Source organism: Synechococcus sp. W55.2 (assembly GCF_047461635.1).
Taxonomy (GTDB): Bacteria; Cyanobacteriota; Cyanobacteriia; order Thermostichales; family Thermostichaceae; genus Thermostichus.
In genome coordinates, this window is sequence record NZ_JANSHM010000024.1 from 21,850 (window position 1) to 38,967 (window position 17,118).

A 17,118-nucleotide genomic window follows, 5' to 3' on the forward strand; every position below is an offset into this window, starting at 1 on the left:
ATGTTTCATTCATTACTGTATTCGCCACCATTTATTCGCCACCATTTGGGTTGACCACGCCCAAGGGATCCCTGTGTGTGGGCTCTCAAGAATTGGGCAGCGGCTCAAAGCGCATTCCCACCTTGAGCTGGCCGCCATTGACCAAGTCCCAAGCCGATTGTTCTTTTCTGCCGGGCAGTTGCGCCCGTCGAATCAACAGGGATCCCTCTCCGGTGGCTACATAGACTCCTTCTCCCCTGTCCAATCCCACCACCTCGCCAGGGCTGCCTTGGGGGAGATCGCCAGGGGGTGGGTGCAACTGAGGAGAGGCAGAGCGGACAATTTTGATCCGCTGCCCCCTCAAACTGGTGAAACAGTCGGGAGAAAAGGCGCGGATTTGGTTGTGCAAGGCCTGGGCAGGGCGCTGCCAGTCGAGGTGAAAGTCTTGTTTTTTGAGCAAAGGGGCGTAGGTTGCCCGGGATCCATCCTGAGGAATAGGGGTGAGTTCCCCTTTCTCCAATTTCAAGAGCGTTTCCACCAAGAGTTCTGCCCCCAGTTGAGCCAGTTGGAGTGCCAATTCCAGGCTGGTTTGCTCTGGCCCAATGGGTAGCTTGGTCTGGAGCAAGATGGCTCCTGTATCCATTCCCTCATCCATGAGCATGGTGGTCACGCCGGTCTCGGTTTCTCCGTTGGCAATGGCCCACTGGATGGGAGCAGCGCCACGATAGGCCGGCAACAGGGATCCATGCACATTCACACAGCCCAGCTTGGGCATCTGCAACACCGTCAGGGGCAAGATCTGGCCGTAGGCCACCACCACGAACACATCGGCGGCCAGGGCCTGCAAAGCTGCCAGCACCTCTGCATCCCGCCGCAAGCGGACAGGCTGCCACACAGGGATCCCGTGGGCTTGAGCCAACACTTTGGTAGCGGGCGGGAGCACCTTTTGCCCTCGCCCCTGGGGCCGATCCGGCTGACAGACCAATCCCACCACTTCAAAGGGAGACTGCGGCTGCAACAGGATCCGCAGCGAAGGCAGAGCAAACTCTGGCGTGCCGAAAAAAACAACCCGCATGCCAACCCCGACGAGCACTGTTCTTCAGTCTAGGACGGCAGGGGAAGGGGGTGGCGGCTCGGCAACCCTTTCCTTCTCGGCGATGGGGGATCGCCCGGTCAAGGGCACCTGCGGGGACTGCCAAAAGGCAGGCTGTTTGAGATCGAACTCTTGGCTCCAGGCCGGGAAAAAAGAGCCCAGTTTCTGCCCAGAAAGCCGCAGCCTTTGCAAGAAAGTCCATTCCAGACGGGTCAAGGCTCGCCGCAGAAAATCCTTAGCCCAAGCCGGATCCGGAGCTTCTGCCGCCTGCAAGTTCACCTGCAGGAGGCCCAGTTTGGGATGGAAATGAACCCGTGCTTGGATCCCTTCCGGACGCAACAGGTAATTGAACACCTGCTGGATGGCCACCTCATCCCCCCGCTGAGCGCGATACAGAGGGCTGTTGGGGTTGGGCTGGGGCTGATAGCGCCACTCGCGGTGCCATTCCGGGATCCCTTCGTTGGCCAAAAAGCCAAAAAGCTCCACCTGACGTTGCCTGTGGGTCAGCGCCATGTGCTCCAATGCCGGCGAGAGGCTCCCCAGCAAAGCATCCGGCTCAGGCAGGGGATCCCCTTCTAGACGCAGCAACAGGCGGTGGCCGGAAAGCCGCGCTTGTACCTGAAGATGGCCCAACCCCAGGGATTCCAGAGCTTCTTGCAGATCGGCCAAAATGGCGGGCAGAGGAGCCTGGACATCCAAAGAATCGCTCACCGACAAAAGATCTCCAACAAGCCCTAACCCAACCTAGCCAATTTCCAAGGTTGCTTGGATCCCTGGGATCGCCGGCCAAGATGGCCAGATCCATTCACCTCAGTTGCTAGACCCCCAGGATCAGGCGAGCTGCAGCGAACTGAGTTAACCTCAGCAACGGCTACAGCCCATAGAAATCCGGCCCGGATCCCTCGTAGCTGGGGTTGACCCGCAAGTTTAAGTGGGGACAGATGATCTCGCAGGTGCGGCACTGGATGCAGTTTTCCAAAGACATGGCATGGGAGCGGATGCCATTTTGGTCGCGGATGTGGTGTACCTCGGCTGTGCAGTCGGCCACGCAGGGGGTGGGGCGATTCAGCTTGTCGTAGGTGGCGATGCACCGGCGGCAGGTTTCGGCGTCGAACTCCAAGATATGACGGTTGCCTTCGGGGTAGCGGGGATCCGCGAAAAAAACCGCATCGGGCCGCGAGAAATAGCCCGGTCGAGAGGCCAATTCCTGGGGAGCCAAGGTTGTGGGGGCCACAAAATCCGCTTGAATGGCAGCGTGGGGGGCCACATAGCCTCGCGGGGGTGGCTCGCTGGGGCTGACCTGCCCGGTGAGCAGGGTGTAGGCGCGCAGAGTTTCTCGTCCGCGGCGAACGGGATCCTGTAAACCCCAGCGCAGGGATCCCAGCCAGGGATGGCCGGCATCGACGCTGCGGCACACCTGAGGCAAGTATTCTTCCAGCAAGCGGGAGTTCTCCAGAAAAGCCTCGCGGAAGTAGCGGCTGCGGTAGAGGTTTTGCCCCACCGCACTTTCCATCACCGCCCTTTGGTAGTCGGCCTGGATGCGCAGATCCCCTTTCAAGAAGCCATCGTGAATGAGGCCCGCCGCCAGATAGCCGGTTTCCATGGCATTATCCACCCCGGCCAAGCTGCCCACATCCAACACCCCCAGCGCATCCCCCAACAGCAGGGCTCCCTCAACGCCAAACCGGGTGGGCAGGCTGTGGTAGCCCCCTTCGGGAATCACGGCAGCCCCGTACTTGAGCAACTTGCCGCCGGCAATCAGGGACTGGATCCAGGGGTGAGCTTTGAACTCCTGCAGACGCTGCTGGGGGTTAAGGTTGGGGTTCTTGCTGTCTAGGCCGATGATCAGACCTAAAGCCAGGCGATTGTCTTTGAGGCCATAGACAAAGCCCCCGCTGAAGCTGCCATCCAAAACCGGGTAGCCCAAGGTATGCCACACCTGCCCCTGCAGGGACTGGGGGATCTGCCACACCTCTTTGACCCCCACCGACCACAATTGCGGGTTGGGGCGCAGTTGAAACTTCTCGATGAGATCTTTGGAAATGAAGCCTTTGTCGCCGAAACAGGTGAGTTCGGCAAAGATGCAATCTTCGTAAACTTGGCCGGAATCGCTCGCCCGCACCCCAATCACCCGCTCCCCCTCGTAGAGGATTTCATGGGCGGCAAAGCCGGGGAACACATCGAGGGTAACATTTGGGATCCCTTTGGCTTTTTCCTGCAGGGTTTCGGCCAGCCAACGGATGACGTGGCTGAGGGTGAGAATGAACTGCCCCTGCTTGCGAAATCCCGGCGGGATCACCGCTTCCGGCAGATCCCAGCGCTGTTGGGATCCCAGCACGCTCAAGTGATTGGCTTCCACCCGGCCTTCGTGGGGAAATCCTTGGCTTTCAAAATCGGGGAAGAGCTTGGCGATCACTTGGAGGTTGCAGATGGCGCCACTGACGATGTGACCGCCGAATTGGCGGGCTTTTTCCAAAATGGCAATAGAGATTTTCAGCCCAGAGAGCTTGGCCAGATCCAAAAGGCGGTGGGCCAAAATCAAGTTGGAGGAGCTTCCCCCCACCAAAAGAAGGTCGTAGCGGATGGCTTCACTCATAGTCCCCCACACGGTAGCTCTGGATACCCTGCCTGTATCCTAAAAAGGGGAAGGGGAAAGGGGGCAAAACTTTAGACCTTCTCAAGCCTCTGGTGCGAGCCCCCAGCAAGATGATCGTCGTCGGCCTAATGTCGGGCACTTCGGTAGACGGGATCGATGTAGCCATCGTCCACCTGGAGGGTGACGATCCCCTACAGTGGGAGTTAATGCATTTCCAGACGATCCCCTATTCCCCAACGCTGCGGGCGGAGATTTTGCGGGCTGCGGATCCCAAAACCGGCACGGTAGATCGCATCTGCGCCTTGAACTTTCGTTTGGGCCGAGCTTTTGCCGAAGCGGCCTTGCAAGGGATCCAAGCGGCCCATCTCACCCCCCAACAGATCGATCTCATCGGCAGCCATGGTCAAACCCTTTGGCATAACCCCGGTGGGCCAGAAGCTTCGACTTTGCAAATCGGTGAAGCTGCAGTTATTGCCGAGCTGACCGGGATCCCGGTGGTGAGCAATTTTCGGGCGCGGGACATGGCGGCAGGAGGTCAAGGCGCACCTTTGGTAGCTTTTGTGGATTGGCTGCTGTCGAGGCATCCCCACCTTCATCGTGTGGCCCAGAACATCGGCGGTATTGCCAACCTTACCTATCTCCCCAGCCTCTGCAGTGGGGGATCCCCCTTGGCCTTCGACACTGGCCCCGGCAACATTTTGATCGATCTGGCGGTGATGCGGGCCAGCCAAGGACAACAAGCCTTTGATCGCGATGGAAAATGGGCTGCCCAAGGCCAGATCCACTGGGAAAAAATTACAGAATGGATGCGGGATCCCTATTTTCAAAAGGCACCGCCCAAAACCACTGGCCGAGAGTATTTTGGATCCCTTTATTTAGAGCGAATTTGGCCCCAATTTATATCCGCCCACGACTGTATTGCCACCCTCACGGGGTTCACAGCCTGCTCCATTGCCCAAGCCTATAGGGACTTTTTGCCCGCGACCCCAGATCAAGTTATTCTCAGCGGTGGCGGCACCCAAAACCCTGTTCTCATGCAACTGCTGCAGGAGCAACTGCCGACCACAACCCTGTTGACTTCCGACCAAGTGGGGATCCCTTCTAAGGCCAAAGAGGCTCTTGCCTTCGCAGTATTGGCCTATAAAACCTGGCAAGGTAAGACCAACAATTTACCGGAAGCAACTGGGGCAAGACATGCTGCCATCTTGGGCCAAATCACACCCTCTTGTCGTAACCAGTCCTAACTCATCTGTATCGTTATCTCCAACAAGCTTGAGCCATTCCTCATACTCCCGAGGAAAGAGAAATGTCCGGAATTGCGGCGGAGCCTCTGCCGAATCCAGATCTCGCTAGGATGTCACGCAAGGCTGAGAAAAGCGATAAAGTTACCTTGCCAAGATCTATAAATCAAAAGCCCTAGTTCTTATGAAGGATCGTCCTCTGCCTCCACTTCTGCTGGCAATCATGATTTTTAATTTCTTCATTCTCTTTGGCTGTAGTGTTGTCCGGCATCACCTGTTTCAGTCTGGAGGATATGATCTTGGCATCTTCGACCAATCCATCTATCTAATCAGTCGAGGAGAGATTCCATTTTCCACCATTCGAGGGATCCACATCTTGGGAGACCACGCAGCCTTTATTCTCTATCCCATCAGCTTTTTGTACCGCATTGTCCCCTCGGTCTATTGGCTGTTTGGGCTCCAATCCCTGGCGTTAACCTTGGGAGCATTGGCTATTTATCACCTTGCACTTCAGGCCAAGGTCGATCCCAGCCAAGTGATGGTGATTGCCACAGCCTATCTTCTCTATCCGGCCATTTTTAACGTCAACCTTTTTGATTTTCATCCAGAGGTTTTGGCCGTTCCCCTTTTCTTGGCGGCTGTGCTCTGCATTCGCTCTGGAAAATTGTGGGGGTTCCTTCTCTGTTTGAGCGGCATCCTCGGCTGTAAAGCAGTGTTGTCTCTCAATGTTGTCGCCCTGGGAGCCTGGCTGTTGCTTTGGGAAAGAGGACGAATTCAAGAACGCTGGCAACAGCGCTGCCAAGTGGGCGGCTGGACGGCAATTGCAGCAGGATCGGCTTGGTTTGGGATAGCCACTTTTGGGATCATCCCTTACTTCAGCGGCAGCGAGCCGGCAGCCGTTTCTCATTACGACTATCTAGGGAATTCTGTTGCGGAAATTGTTCAAGGTTTAATCTTGAGACCGATGCTGGTTTTGAGCAAAGTCTTCTCTCTGGACACCCTGTTTTATGGATTTTTATTGGTTGCGCCTTTGGCTTGGGGCCTCTCTTGGCGACACTGGGATCCCTGGATCCCTGCCCTGCCTACCCTGGGTTTGAATATACTCTCCAGCAACCCCGCCTATCGAGATCTGGTGCATCAGTACGCTTTGCCTATCGTTCCTTTCTTGTTCTTAGCTGTCATCGAGAATGTGAAAAATCACCTCTTCCAGAGCCATTTTATAAAAGATGGAAAACTGCCCCTGATCTGGTCTTCGCTGGCCTTTTTGGCCTTGGGGAAATACACCTTTTTCGGCTCGATTTATCTCAGCTCCCTGGACACTTGGCAGGCAACCCGACAGGCTCTTGCCCAGATCACCACCCAAGGGGGCGTCCTCACCACCCACGAGATCAGCCCTCACCTCACCCAGCGACCTGTAATCTACTTTACAGACGAGGGCCGCTTCAATGGATCCCCGCCCTCTCAGTGGGATCCCTTTGATTATGTGTTGCTCAACACCCGTCATCCGGGGTGGCGCAGCAGTCCAGAGTTTTCCCGTGTCCTGATTGAAGCTTTACAGAAGGAAACTCAATTCCAGCTTCTGTACCACCAAGATGGGGTGTATTTGTTCTCTAGGTTACGAAAAGACCTCTAAGAATCGCATAAGAATCGCAATTCTAAGGACTGCAGACTACTTTATTGGCACTTGATCTAATTGACTTAAACCAAGTCTTCTTCTCGTTGCAACAAATGATTAAGAAACTGCTGCTTCAATCTAAAGAAATTGTTTACACTTGCAAGGCTTAATCTGAGCTTAGTCTTCTCTTAACTTCAAGCCACTAACTTTGTAGTGCCTATCCTCATGCGCGAATAGAGTAGCGCAGGGGTTAGGTGCTGTTTTATAAGACTCGCCAAGTTTCTAAACAAAACTTGTCAAGACAAGAGGAGAAGTCAACATGAGTATCCATTCGCATGGCCCTAAGCTTCGTCCTGGGGACGAGCCTATGTGTAACCACTCTCCCAACCCCACCTTCAGCAGCATCCTGGAGAGCCGTTTGCAGCGGCGTCAAGTGTTGCAGGGGGGAATTGCTGCGGCGGTGGCCACCTTTTTTGGCTTGCCTGCGCTGAACGGTGCTTCCAAATCGGCAAAAGCCGCCAGTGGCAGTGCTTTGCTGGGCTTCAAGGCAATTCCTGTGAGCGCGGAAGACAAACTGGTGGTGCCCGAAGGCTACACTGCCCGTCCGCTGCTGGCTTGGGGTACTCCCATCACCGGCACCTATCCACAGTTCAAGCTGGAAAACACTGGTGCCGAGCAGGGAATGCAGGTGGGCAGCCACCACGATGGCATGCACTTCTTCCCCATCGAAGGGAAGGATCCCTGGCAGGGCAGCTCCACCGAGGGTTTGCTGGTGTTTAACCACGAGTACGTTGAGCCTCGGTTTATGCATGCTGCGGCTGTGGGCCAGAAGCTGGATGCCGACCTGTATCCCACCAATCCTGACGGCACCCGCGATCCCGATCAGGTGCTGAAAGAGCTGAATGCTCACGGGGTGAGCATTGTCCACATCAAGCAGCAGGGAGATGGCAGTTGGGAAGTGGTGCGGGATCGCCTCAACCGCCGCATCACCGGTCTTACCCTCATGGAGATCCACGGCCCGGTGCGGGGATCCGACTTCGTGAAAACCAAGTTCAGCCCCGAAGGCACGATGACCCGTGGCACCCTGAACAACTGCGCCCACGGCGTCACTCCCTGGAATACCTACCTCACCTGTGAGGAGAACTGGGCGGGCTACTTTAGCAACACCAGCAAAGGCCCCGACCAAAAGCCCAACCTGCCCCGGGAGCACAAGCGCTACGGCGTGAGCACCGAGACTTCTCGCTACGGCTGGGAGCTGGCCAGCAACAAGGCAGACGAGTTCATCCGCTTCAATGCCACCCCCACCGCTGCGGATGCCACTCAAGACTACCGCAATGAGCCCAACACTTTTGGCTGGGTGGTGGAGATCGATCCCTTTGATCCCAGCAGCACTCCCAAGAAGCGCACCGCTCTGGGCCGCTTCGCCCACGAAGGCGTGGTGTTTCAGCCGCCAGTGGAAGGCCAGCCGATTGTGGCCTATATGGGGGACGATGCCCGCTTTGAGTACATCTACAAGTACGTCTCTGCCGAGCCCTACCGCAAGGAAACGGCGGGCGGACATCTGTTGGACAATGGCACCTTGTATGTGGCCAAGTTCAACGAAGATGGCACGGGCGAGTGGCTGCCGCTGGTGTTTGGGAAAAACGGCCTGACCCCGGAAAACGGCTTCACCAGCCAAGCAGACGTGTTGGTGAATACCCGCACGGCGGCGGATTTTGTCGGTGCTACTAAAATGGACCGGCCTGAGTGGGGAGCGGTGGATCCGCAAACCCGCATGGTCTACTTCACCCTGACCAACAACAGCCGTCGGGAACAAGACCAGGTGAACGCTGCCAACCCCCGTCCCAAAAACAAGTGGGGTCACATCATCCGTTGGAAGGAAGCCAACGACCAGCCTCAAGCCACCCGTTTCGAGTGGGATCTCTTTGTCTTGGCCGGGCCGCCGGAAGATAGCCGCAAGCTATCGGGCCAGCCCCTCAATGAAGACAACATCTTCAACTCTCCCGATGGTCTGTGGTTCGATGCCAGCCGTCGCCTCTGGATCCAGACCGACACCAGCGAAAGCAATCTCAACAAAGAGGAGTTTGCGCCTTTTGGCAACAACCAAATGTTGGCTGCCGATCCGGATACAGGGGAAATTCGCCGCTTTTTAACCGGGCCGATTGGGCAGGAGATCACCGGTGTGGTCACCACTCCCGATCAGCGCACCATGTTCATCAACGTGCAGCACCCAGGCGCCAGCACCAGCGAGGACGACTTTGCTGCCGGCAAGGTCGATTCCCGCTGGCCAGACTACGACCCCAATCTCTACCCCCGCTCGGCGGTGGTGGTGATCACCAAAAATGACGGCGGGATCATCGGTACCTAGTTGTCTCTGAGGCCGTCAGCCCATAAAACCCAGCGGCAGGGATCCTTCATCTCTGCCGCTTTCTTGCACTTAACCCAGCAAGGCTGATCCCTGCAGGGTCAGGAATCTGGAGCTATCTCTCAAGTACCAATTCTCCCTCTGGGAGACGAGCCGGGGGTGAGGGAAATTAATCCCACAGGTTCAAATCCGTCACTGCTCCCAAGCTGCTGCTGGAGACCAGCTTGGCGTACTTGGCTAGGGTGCCCCGTTTGTAGCGAGGCTCAGGAGGAGACCAGCGGGCGCGGCGGCGGGCCAGCTCTTCTTCGCTCACATGCAAGTGCAACTGGCGAGCCGGGGCATCAATGGTGATGAGATCCCCTTCCTCCACCAGGGCAATCGTGCCCCCCACATAGGCTTCGGGAGCCACATGGCCCACTACCATGCCGTAGGTGCCGCCGGAGAAGCGGCCATCGGTGATCAGGCCAACGCTATCCCCCAAGCCGGCGCCGATGATGGCCGAAGTGGGCGAGAGCATCTCCCGCATGCCGGGGCCACCTTTGGGGCCTTCGTAGCGGATCACCACCACATCCCCTGCTCGGATCTGGCCGGAGAGGATGGCCTGCAGGCAGGACTCCTCTGAATCGAAGACCCGCGCCGGCCCGGTAATTTTCGGGTTCTTGACGCCGGTAATCTTGGCTACTGCTCCTTCGGGAGCCAGATTCCCCTTGAGGATGGCCAGATGCCCTTGGGGATACAGGGGGCTGTGCCAAGGGCGGATCACCTCCTGATCCGGGCTAGGCTCGTCCGGCACATCCCGCAGGACTTCGACGATGGTCTGGCCGGAGATGGTGAGGCAGTCCCCGTGCAGCAGGCCGTGGTTGAGCAGCATTTTCATCACCTGGGGGATCCCGCCGGCCCGGTGCAGGTCGGTGGCCACAAACCGCCCTGAAGGCTTGAGATCGCAGAGGACGGGTACGCGAGCACGAATGGTCTCGAAATCATCTAGCGTCAGGGGCACTTCTGCCGCATGGGCAATGGCCAGAAAGTGGAGCACGGCGTTGGTGGATCCCCCTACGGCCATGATCACCGAGATGGCATTTTCAATGCTTTTACGGGTGATGATGTCGCGGGGGCGGAGGTTGGCTTTGATGGCCTCTGCCAAGATCTTGGCCGATTGGGCGGCACTTTCGGCTTTTTCCTCGTCTTCTGCAGCCATGGTGGAGGAGTAGGGCAGGCTCATCCCCATGGCCTCAAACGCGCTGGACATGGTGTTGGCCGTGTACATGCCGCCGCAGGATCCGGCACCGGGACAGGCATGGCGCTCCACCGCCAGCAGCTCTTCCTCGGAGATGCGCCCGGCACTGAACTCCCCCACCGCTTCAAAGGCGCTGACGATGGTAAGGTCGCGGCCATTGTAGTGACCCGGCTTGATGGTGCCGCCGTAGACGAAGATGGAGGGCACATTGAGGCGGGCCATGGCAATCATCGCCCCCGGCATATTCTTGTCGCAGCCGCCGATGGCCAAGAGGCCATCCATGCTCTGGCCGTTGACCACCGTCTCGATGGAATCGGCAATCACTTCCCGCGACACCAGGGAGTATTTCATCCCCTCCGTGCCCATCGAGATGCCGTCGCTAATGGTGATGGTGCCGAACACCTGGGGCATACAGCCCGCCGTTCTCAAAGCCGCCTCCGCCCGCTCCGCCAGAGTTTGGATCCCGATGTTGCAGGGGGTGAGGGTGCTGTGGGCGTTGGCAATGCCGACGATGGGCTTGCCGAAGTCTTCGTCGCGAAAGCCTACGGCTCTGAGCATGGCGCGGTTGGGGGAGCGCTGTACCCCTTGGGTAACCACTTGGCTGCGCAGTGGAAGCGGAGAATTGGCCATCATTGCAAGAGGAAACCGGGACGAAGTAGGGAGAGGAGAAAAGGGGTAGAACTCATCCTACCGCGTTTCTTCGGGGGAACATGAGCTTTCCCGGAAAGAGGGATCCAAACCAAATCTGAAGCAACTCTGTAAGTTGTCTGCACCTGCGCCGAGGATCGGCCAGCCTACCTAATAGAAGGGATCCCAGGTTCCAATCGCCCTGGCAAGACCGAGTCCTTGCACTCCGGGTCAAGATGCAGGGGTCGGGGATCCCTTGTATGGGTGTTTTTCTTTCGTGTTGGCGAAGCCTCGTATGGTTCTCAGCTCTCCTCCCTCCCCGCCGGTAGTGTCCAGCAGCGCCGACCGCGTTGGCGGGACAGAGTCCTCACGGGAGATGTTGCGGGATGTGCTCACCCTCTCCCGTCATGTTTTACAGCAGTTTGGCAGTTTTACGGCAGAGGCCCAAGACTTCAGCGCCCTGATGAACCGCATTGCCCTGGCCGGCAAGATGATCGCCCGGCGGCTGAGTCAGGCAGGACTGATCGAAGGGGCGCTGGGGGTTACCGGCAGCGTCAATGTCCAAGGGGAAGAACAGCAACAGATGGACGACTACGCCAACCGGGCCTTCATTCGCGCTTTGGAGCAAACGGGCCTGGTGTGTCGGCTGGTCTCGGAAGAGATGAAAACCCCGGCTCGCCTGCCGGAAAACTGCTCCCTCAGCCGCCTGGCCCTGATGATCGATCCCCTGGATGGATCCTCCAACATTGACGCCAACCTCAGCGTCGGCTCCATCTTCTCCGTCCTTCACCCTCTTGAGGATCGCCCGGAAGCGGACAACCAAGACCTGCTGCAACCGGGCCGTCGCCAACTGGCTGCGGGATATATTCTCTACGGCCCCAGCACCCAATTGGTCTATTCCGTCGGCAAGGGGGTACACGGTTTCACGTTGGATCCCAGCTTGGGGGAATTTATCCTCTCCCGCAGCGACATCCGCATTCCTGAACGCGGTTCCGTCTACAGCCTCAACGAGGGCTATTTTTGCCAGTGGAGCGAAGGGATCCAGAACTATGTCCGGTATGTTCACCGCCGCGATGGCTACATCTCCCGTTACAGCGGCGCTCTGGTGGCGGATTTTCACCGCATTCTCCTGCAGGGCGGAGTTTACCTCTATCCCGGCACCCAGAAAAAACCGGAGGGCAAGCTGCGCCTGATGTACGAGGCCAACCCCCTGGCTTTTCTGGCCGAGCAGGCGGGCGGGGCGGCCACCACCGGCACCGAGGCCATCCTGGATATCGTTCCCCAATCTCTCCACCAACGGGTGCCCCTCATCATCGGCAGCCGCGAGAACGTGGAAGAAGTGCTGCGCTGCCTAGAGGGTTCTCTGGTGCCCTAGGTTCTTCCCAATCCTTCTCTTTGAGCCAAGCTGGCCTATGGTAACCCTGGCAGAAAACCCCCTTCGCGTTGGTCTCAACCAAGAACGCACCCCGGATCCCTGCATTGTGGTGCAGTTTGGCGCTTCTGGGGATCTGGCCGCCCGCAAGCTGCTCCCGGCCTACTACCGGCTGTTTGGGCAGCGGCGGCTGCCGCCGGAGTTTACTTTGGTGGGGGTGGCCCGCCGCGATTGGACTCACGAGGTTTATCGGGAAAAAATGCGGGCTGCCGTGCAGGAGTTTGCCCCCCAGGACTTGGGGCCGGAGGCCCTATGGCAGGACTTCGCCAGCCGCCTGTTCTATTGCCGCCTGGATATCGGGGATCCAGAAGGCTATCTTCGCCTGAAGCAACTGCTCAGCCAGCTGGACGAAGAGCGGGGCACCCGCGGCAACCGAGTGTTCTATCTGGCGGTGGCGCCGGACTTCTATGCCCAGGCCATCCAACAGCTGGGGGCAGCTGGCATGGTGGCCGATCCGACCAAAACGCGGGTGGTGATCGAAAAGCCCTTTGGCCACGACCTCACCTCGGCCCAGGAACTCAACCGCCTTGTGCAGCGAATTTGCCAGGAAGAGCAGATCTACCGCATTGATCACTACTTGGGCAAAGAGACGGTGCAAAACCTGCTGGTCTTCCGCTTTGCCAACGCCATTTTCGAGCCTCTCTGGAACCGCAACTACATCGACCATGTGCAGATCACCGTGGCGGAGACGGTGGGGGTGGAGGATCGGGCCGGCTACTACGACACTGCCGGCGCCCTGCGAGACATGGTGCAAAACCACCTAATGCAGATCTATTGCCTGACGGCCATGGAGCCACCTGTCTCACTGCGCAGCGATGGGGTGCGCAACGAAAAGACCAAGGTGCTGCAGGCCACCCGCCTAGCGGATCCCCGCAATGTGGCAGCCGCAGCGGTGCGGGCGCAGTACGGCCCTGGCTGGATTGCCGGCAAGCCGGTGCTGGGCTATCGGCAGGAGCCCAATGTCAATCCCCAGTCCAAAACCCCCACCTACGTCGCTCTGAAACTGGAGTGTGATACTTGGCGGTGGAAGGGGGTGCCCTTCTACTTGCGCACTGGGAAACGCCTGCCCAAGAAGGTTTCGGAGGTGGCCATTCACTTTAAGCAGGTGCCCCTTTCCCTGTTCCAATCGGCAGCTCGGGAGGTGAGTCCCAACATCCTGGTACTGCGCATCCAACCCAATGAGGGCATCTCGTTGCGCTTTGAGGCCAAGATGCCGGGGCCAGAGATCCGCACCCGCTCGGTGGATATGGATTTCCGCTATGGGACTGCCTTTGGAGCGAGTACACCGGATGCTTATGATCGCCTGCTCCTGGATTGTCTGTTGGGAGATCCAACGCTGTTTACCCGTGCCGATGAGGTTGAAGCGGCCTGGCGGGTGGTGACGCCGGTGTTATCGGCCTGGGAGTCTGAGCCCGGCAGCGGCAATGGCGGCGGTGCTGCACCGCCTCTGTTCACCTATGAGGCCGGCACTTGGGGGCCAAAGGCTGCCGAAGATCTGCTCACCCAATCGGGGCGGCGGTGGCGGCGCCTCTGATTTGGCTGCTCTCGGCTGGTAAACCATGGCCTATCCACCTCTGTGTAAGCCGGGGCACCCTCAGCAACAGGCAGAAGAGCATGAGCAGCTCAAGAGCCCTTTCAAATGGCCGCTGCAGAAGAGAACACCAAGACGTAGGGATCCCCGGCTGTTGCAGCTAACATGGGCATGGCCTGTTTATCGCGTGGGTATCATGCCGCCACTGTTGTTTCGGTTATCCGTCCGGCCCTGGCAAGCCTTGTCGGTGGGCCTGGCAGTTGTGTTGGGGATGGGAGGGTGGAGCTCTGCCCAGGCCCAGGTGTTGCTGCACGTCCCTCTGCCCAATGGGGGCTTGATGCAGGCCCAAGCGCTACAACTGGCCACCGACTCGCTGCGGCTGGCCCAGTTTGGTCAAACGGAAGAAGCGCTGCGCCGCCTGCAACTGGCCGTGGCCATGGTGCCCAACTCCTCAGAGCTGCTCTATGTTTTGGGCAACGTCCACCTAGAACTGGGGGACTTGGAGCAGGCGATTGCCTCGTTGCAGAAGGCCCGCGCCCTGTCTCCTCAAGATGGGGATGTCCTCTACTCGCTGGGATCGGCTTATTTGCGGCAGGGCAGCTACTTTGCCGCCGCTGAGACTCTGGAACGAGCGGTTGCCCTGCAACCGGATAACCCCAATGCCCGCTTCCAACTGGGCAATGCCTACCTCATGCTGGATCGGTGGGATGCGGCCCGGCAGGAATATGAGAAGACCTTGCAGTTGGATCCCGCCTACTGGCCGGCCATGAACAACATCGGCTTGGTGGACTATGAGCAGGGGGATCTGGACGCCGCCATCGATCGCTGGGAACGCACGATAGAGATGAACGACTCTGTGGCAGAGCCCTATTTGGCCCTGGCGACTGCCCTCTACATTCGGGGAGAAACCGAACGGGCTGAGGAACTGGGGGCAAAGGCCATGCGCTTGGATCCCAACTATGCCCGCCTGCAGGTGTTGCGGGAGAATCTGTGGCGGGAAAACCTGCTGCGGGATGTGCAGATCCTCCTGCGTACCAGACCTGTTGCAGAAGCTCTGCAGCAAGCCGCCATCGAGCAGTTCAACCGGCGGATGGGCCTTTCGGAATAGGCTCAGGAATTGACAGTGGGAAGTTCTGCAGGGGATCCCTTGAGAACTCGTGCCTGAAACTTGGCCCGAATCCGCTCGGCAATCCCGGCGCTGTTCAAGCCCAGTTCTGCCAAGGATTCCTCGGGAGTGGCGTGCTCCACCCACACATCCGGCACCCCCAGGCGCAACAAAGGCACTGTCAGGTCGGCGTCGAGCAGGGCTTCGGCCACTGCCGAGCCAAACCCACCCATGAGGCAACCTTCTTCCACCGTCACCACCAAGCGGCTCTGTTCGGCCAAAGGCAGGATCAGCTCAGTATCCAGAGGCTTGGCGAAGCGGGCATTGACCACTGTGGCTGAGATACCGTGTTCTTTCAAGATCTCCGCCGCCTGCAGGCTGGGATGCACCATCGACCCATAGGCCAGGATCAACACCTCGCCACCGCTGCGCAGCACCTCGGCTTTGCCGATGGGCAGGGGTTCCCATCCCTCTTCTGCCAGAGGCACCCCCACGCCAGATCCGCGCGGGTAACGCATGGCGATGGGGCCCTGGGTGTACTGGATCCCGGTCACCACCATGCGCTGTAGCTCCGCTTCATCTTTGGGAGCCATTAGCACCATTTCCGGAATGCAGCGCAGATAGGCGATGTCGTACATGCCTTGGTGGGTGGGGCCATCGGCTCCTACAACTCCCGCCCGATCCAAGCAAAAGAAGACCGGCAACTTTTGGATACAGACATCGTGGATGATCTGGTCGTAGGCCCGCTGCAAGAAGGTGGAATAAATGGCCACCACTGGCCGCATTCCCTCACAGGCCATGCCAGCCGCCAACGTGACAGCGTGCTGCTCGGCGATCCCCACATCCACAAACTGATCCGGCAGCTTTTCCTTCAGTTTGTCCAGGCCAGTGCCCGTATCCATAGCGGCGGTGATGCCGATGATGCGGGGATCCCGCTCGGCCAGCTTGCAGAGGGCATGGCCAAAGACCTTGCTGTAGCTGGGGGGCTTGGGCTTGGTGGGCGGGTAGGGCTTGCCGGTGGCCAGGTCGAAGCGGGATTGGGCATGATACCCCACCTGTTCCGCTTCGGCAGGCGGGTAGCCCTTGCCTTTGACGGTAGCTACATGCACCAGTACCGGGCCGGAGATGCCGTGGGCCAACTCAAAGGCATCCAACAACTCCGCCAGGTTGTGCCCGTCCACCGGCCCCACGTAGGTAAAGCCCAGCTCCTCAAAGATAATGCCGGCTTTGTTGTTTTGCACAGCGGTAACCAGCTTCACCGTTTCCTTGAGGCGGTCAATTTCTGGGCTGAGGCTGGATCCCAGTAGGGGCAGGTTCTTCAGTTGCTCTTCTAGGCTGTCGGCCAAAAACTGCACCGGCGGGCTGAGGCGCAGGCGGTTTAAATAGCGAGGGATCGCCCCCACATTGGGGGAAATAGACATGCCGTTGTCGTTGAGCACCACCATTAGGTTGGTCTTGGGCAGGTGCCCGGCGTGGTTGATGGCTTCATAGGCCATGCCTCCGGTCAGGGCACCATCCCCAATGATGGCCACCACCTTGAAGTTGTCTCCCCGCCGATCCCGAGCGATGGCCATGCCCAAAGCTGCCGAGATGCTGGTGGAAGCGTGCCCCGCCCCAAAGTGATCGAAGCGGCTCTCGCTGCGCCTCAGGTAGCCGGAAATCCCCCCCTTCTGGCGCAATGTGTGGAAATTGTGGTACCTGCCGGTGAGCATTTTGTGGGCATAAGCCTGGTGCCCCACATCCCAGATCACCTTGTCTCGATCCAGATCGAGGGTCTTGTAGAGGGCCAAGGTCAGCTCCACCACCCCCAGCCCTGGCCCCAGATGACAGCCGACCGGGGAATTGGCAGCCGTCTGCAGATGTTTGTCGCGAATCTGGCGGGCTAGGCTGCGCAACTGGCTCAGGTTCAGGTTTCGGAGCTGGTTGGGATGAGTGATGTCACTCAGGTGCATAATGGACTCGTCCTTCCGGTGTGATCTCACTCTAATTCATTTTCAGGAGGGGTTTTGTAGCCCTCTCTCTCAAAACTTCAAGGAATGCAGGGATCCCCTCAATGCTGGGCCAAGGGCAGTAAACTACCCGACCCTGACTGCTTCGCAGTACAGTGCGGGCTTTCAGTAGCCCTGAGCCTGTTATGCTCTCCCAGAGAACAAAACAAACTCGAACCTCTGGGCTGGTTTACGGCAGCCCCCAAAAGCGCAATTACGTTTGCACCATTCTAGTCCGCATCCCCTTCCCATCCACAGTGCCCACACTTAAACTGCTTCCCACTGCGATAGGATTGCGCAGGGTCGGGA

The 17,118-nt window shown here is 58.5% G+C and carries 11 protein-coding genes and 1 pseudogene; 6 read left to right on the top strand and 6 right to left on the bottom strand.

Features of this window, described 5'->3' with window-relative positions; all coding sequences use genetic code 11:
* Positions 1-85: 85 nt before the first annotated feature.
* The 3 genes from fmt to NW828_RS06765 all read right to left on the bottom strand — a co-directional run bounded on the left by fmt (position 86) and on the right by NW828_RS06765 (position 3,668).
* Complete coding sequence (fmt, locus tag NW828_RS06755; protein ID WP_414382714.1) at positions 86-1,054, bottom strand: methionyl-tRNA formyltransferase; 969 nt, start codon at positions 1,052-1,054, stop codon at positions 86-88.
* Between the two features lie 24 nt (positions 1,055-1,078).
* A complete protein-coding gene (locus NW828_RS06760; protein ID WP_414382717.1) occupies positions 1,079-1,783 on the bottom strand; it encodes a hypothetical protein in 705 nt (234 codons plus the stop codon).
* A 160-nt stretch (positions 1,784-1,943) separates the two neighbouring features.
* The gene (locus tag NW828_RS06765) at positions 1,944-3,668 is read right to left on the bottom strand and encodes an electron transfer flavoprotein (RefSeq protein WP_414382719.1); all 1,725 of its coding nucleotides are present in this window, start codon (positions 3,666-3,668) and stop codon (positions 1,944-1,946) included.
* Positions 3,669-3,760: 92 nt separating this feature from the next.
* Between NW828_RS06765 and NW828_RS06770 the strand changes: the two genes are divergently transcribed.
* From NW828_RS06770 to NW828_RS06780, 3 genes are all read left to right on the top strand, one after another.
* Positions 3,761-4,912 (top strand): anhydro-N-acetylmuramic acid kinase, encoded by a 1,152-nt coding sequence (locus NW828_RS06770; protein ID WP_414382721.1) that lies wholly within the window; start codon positions 3,761-3,763, stop codon positions 4,910-4,912.
* 220 nt (positions 4,913-5,132) lie between these two features.
* Complete coding sequence (locus tag NW828_RS06775; RefSeq protein ID WP_414382734.1) at positions 5,133-6,542, top strand: DUF2079 domain-containing protein; 1,410 nt, start codon at positions 5,133-5,135, stop codon at positions 6,540-6,542.
* Positions 6,543-6,891: 349 nt separating this feature from the next.
* Positions 6,892-8,892, top strand: a complete 2,001-nt coding sequence (locus NW828_RS06780; RefSeq protein ID WP_414382724.1) for a PhoX family protein — start codon at positions 6,892-6,894, stop codon at positions 8,890-8,892.
* 166 nt (positions 8,893-9,058) lie between these two features.
* On the opposite strand, the gene ilvD is transcribed toward NW828_RS06780, so the two are convergent.
* Positions 9,059-10,756 carry a dihydroxy-acid dehydratase gene (gene ilvD / locus NW828_RS06785; RefSeq protein ID WP_414382727.1) on the bottom strand — a complete coding sequence of 566 codons (1,698 nt, stop codon included), beginning with the start codon at positions 10,754-10,756 and terminating at the stop codon, positions 9,059-9,061.
* Between the two features lie 373 nt (positions 10,757-11,129).
* Here ilvD and fbp point away from each other — a divergent pair, with 373 nt between their 5' ends.
* The 3 genes from fbp (at position 11,130) to NW828_RS06800 (ending at position 14,824) form a co-directional block, all read left to right on the top strand.
* Complete coding sequence (fbp, locus tag NW828_RS06790) at positions 11,130-12,128, top strand: class 1 fructose-bisphosphatase (RefSeq protein ID WP_414375216.1); 999 nt, start codon at positions 11,130-11,132, stop codon at positions 12,126-12,128.
* A gap of 37 nt (positions 12,129-12,165) precedes the next feature.
* Positions 12,166-13,719 (top strand): glucose-6-phosphate dehydrogenase, encoded by a 1,554-nt coding sequence (zwf, locus tag NW828_RS06795; RefSeq protein WP_414344581.1) that lies wholly within the window; start codon positions 12,166-12,168, stop codon positions 13,717-13,719.
* Positions 13,720-13,912: 193 nt separating this feature from the next.
* A complete protein-coding gene (locus NW828_RS06800; RefSeq protein ID WP_414382729.1) occupies positions 13,913-14,824 on the top strand; it encodes a tetratricopeptide repeat protein in 912 nt (303 codons plus the stop codon).
* Positions 14,825-14,826: 2 nt separating this feature from the next.
* Here the strand turns inward: NW828_RS06800 and dxs are convergent, their stop codons facing one another.
* Both dxs and NW828_RS06810 read right to left on the bottom strand, forming a co-directional pair.
* Entirely contained in the window at positions 14,827-16,773 is a 1,947-nt protein-coding gene (dxs, locus tag NW828_RS06805; RefSeq protein ID WP_414382731.1) for a 1-deoxy-D-xylulose-5-phosphate synthase, read from the bottom strand.
* Between the two features lie 98 nt (positions 16,774-16,871).
* Positions 16,872-17,118, bottom strand: a pseudogene (locus NW828_RS06810) (RNA-guided endonuclease TnpB family protein); the annotation flags it as partial.

Excerpts from the sequence above, each read along its gene's own strand:
- ilvD (WP_414382727.1), bottom strand. The coding sequence starts at position 10,756 with ATGGCCAATTCTCCGCTTCCACTGCGCAGCCAAGTGGTTACCCAAGGG.
- fmt (WP_414382714.1), bottom strand. The coding sequence starts at position 1,054 with ATGCGGGTTGTTTTTTTCGGCACGCCAGAGTTTGCTCTGCCTTCGCTG.
- NW828_RS06800 (WP_414382729.1), top strand. The coding sequence starts at position 13,913 with ATGCCGCCACTGTTGTTTCGGTTATCCGTCCGGCCCTGGCAAGCCTTG.
- dxs (WP_414382731.1), bottom strand. The coding sequence starts at position 16,773 with ATGCACCTGAGTGACATCACTCATCCCAACCAGCTCCGAAACCTGAAC.
- zwf (WP_414344581.1), top strand. The coding sequence starts at position 12,166 with ATGGTAACCCTGGCAGAAAACCCCCTTCGCGTTGGTCTCAACCAAGAA.
- fbp (WP_414375216.1), top strand. The coding sequence starts at position 11,130 with ATGTTGCGGGATGTGCTCACCCTCTCCCGTCATGTTTTACAGCAGTTT.
- NW828_RS06765 (WP_414382719.1), bottom strand. The coding sequence starts at position 3,668 with ATGAGTGAAGCCATCCGCTACGACCTTCTTTTGGTGGGGGGAAGCTCC.
- NW828_RS06780 (WP_414382724.1), top strand. The coding sequence starts at position 6,892 with ATGTGTAACCACTCTCCCAACCCCACCTTCAGCAGCATCCTGGAGAGC.
- NW828_RS06775 (WP_414382734.1), top strand. The coding sequence starts at position 5,133 with ATGATTTTTAATTTCTTCATTCTCTTTGGCTGTAGTGTTGTCCGGCAT.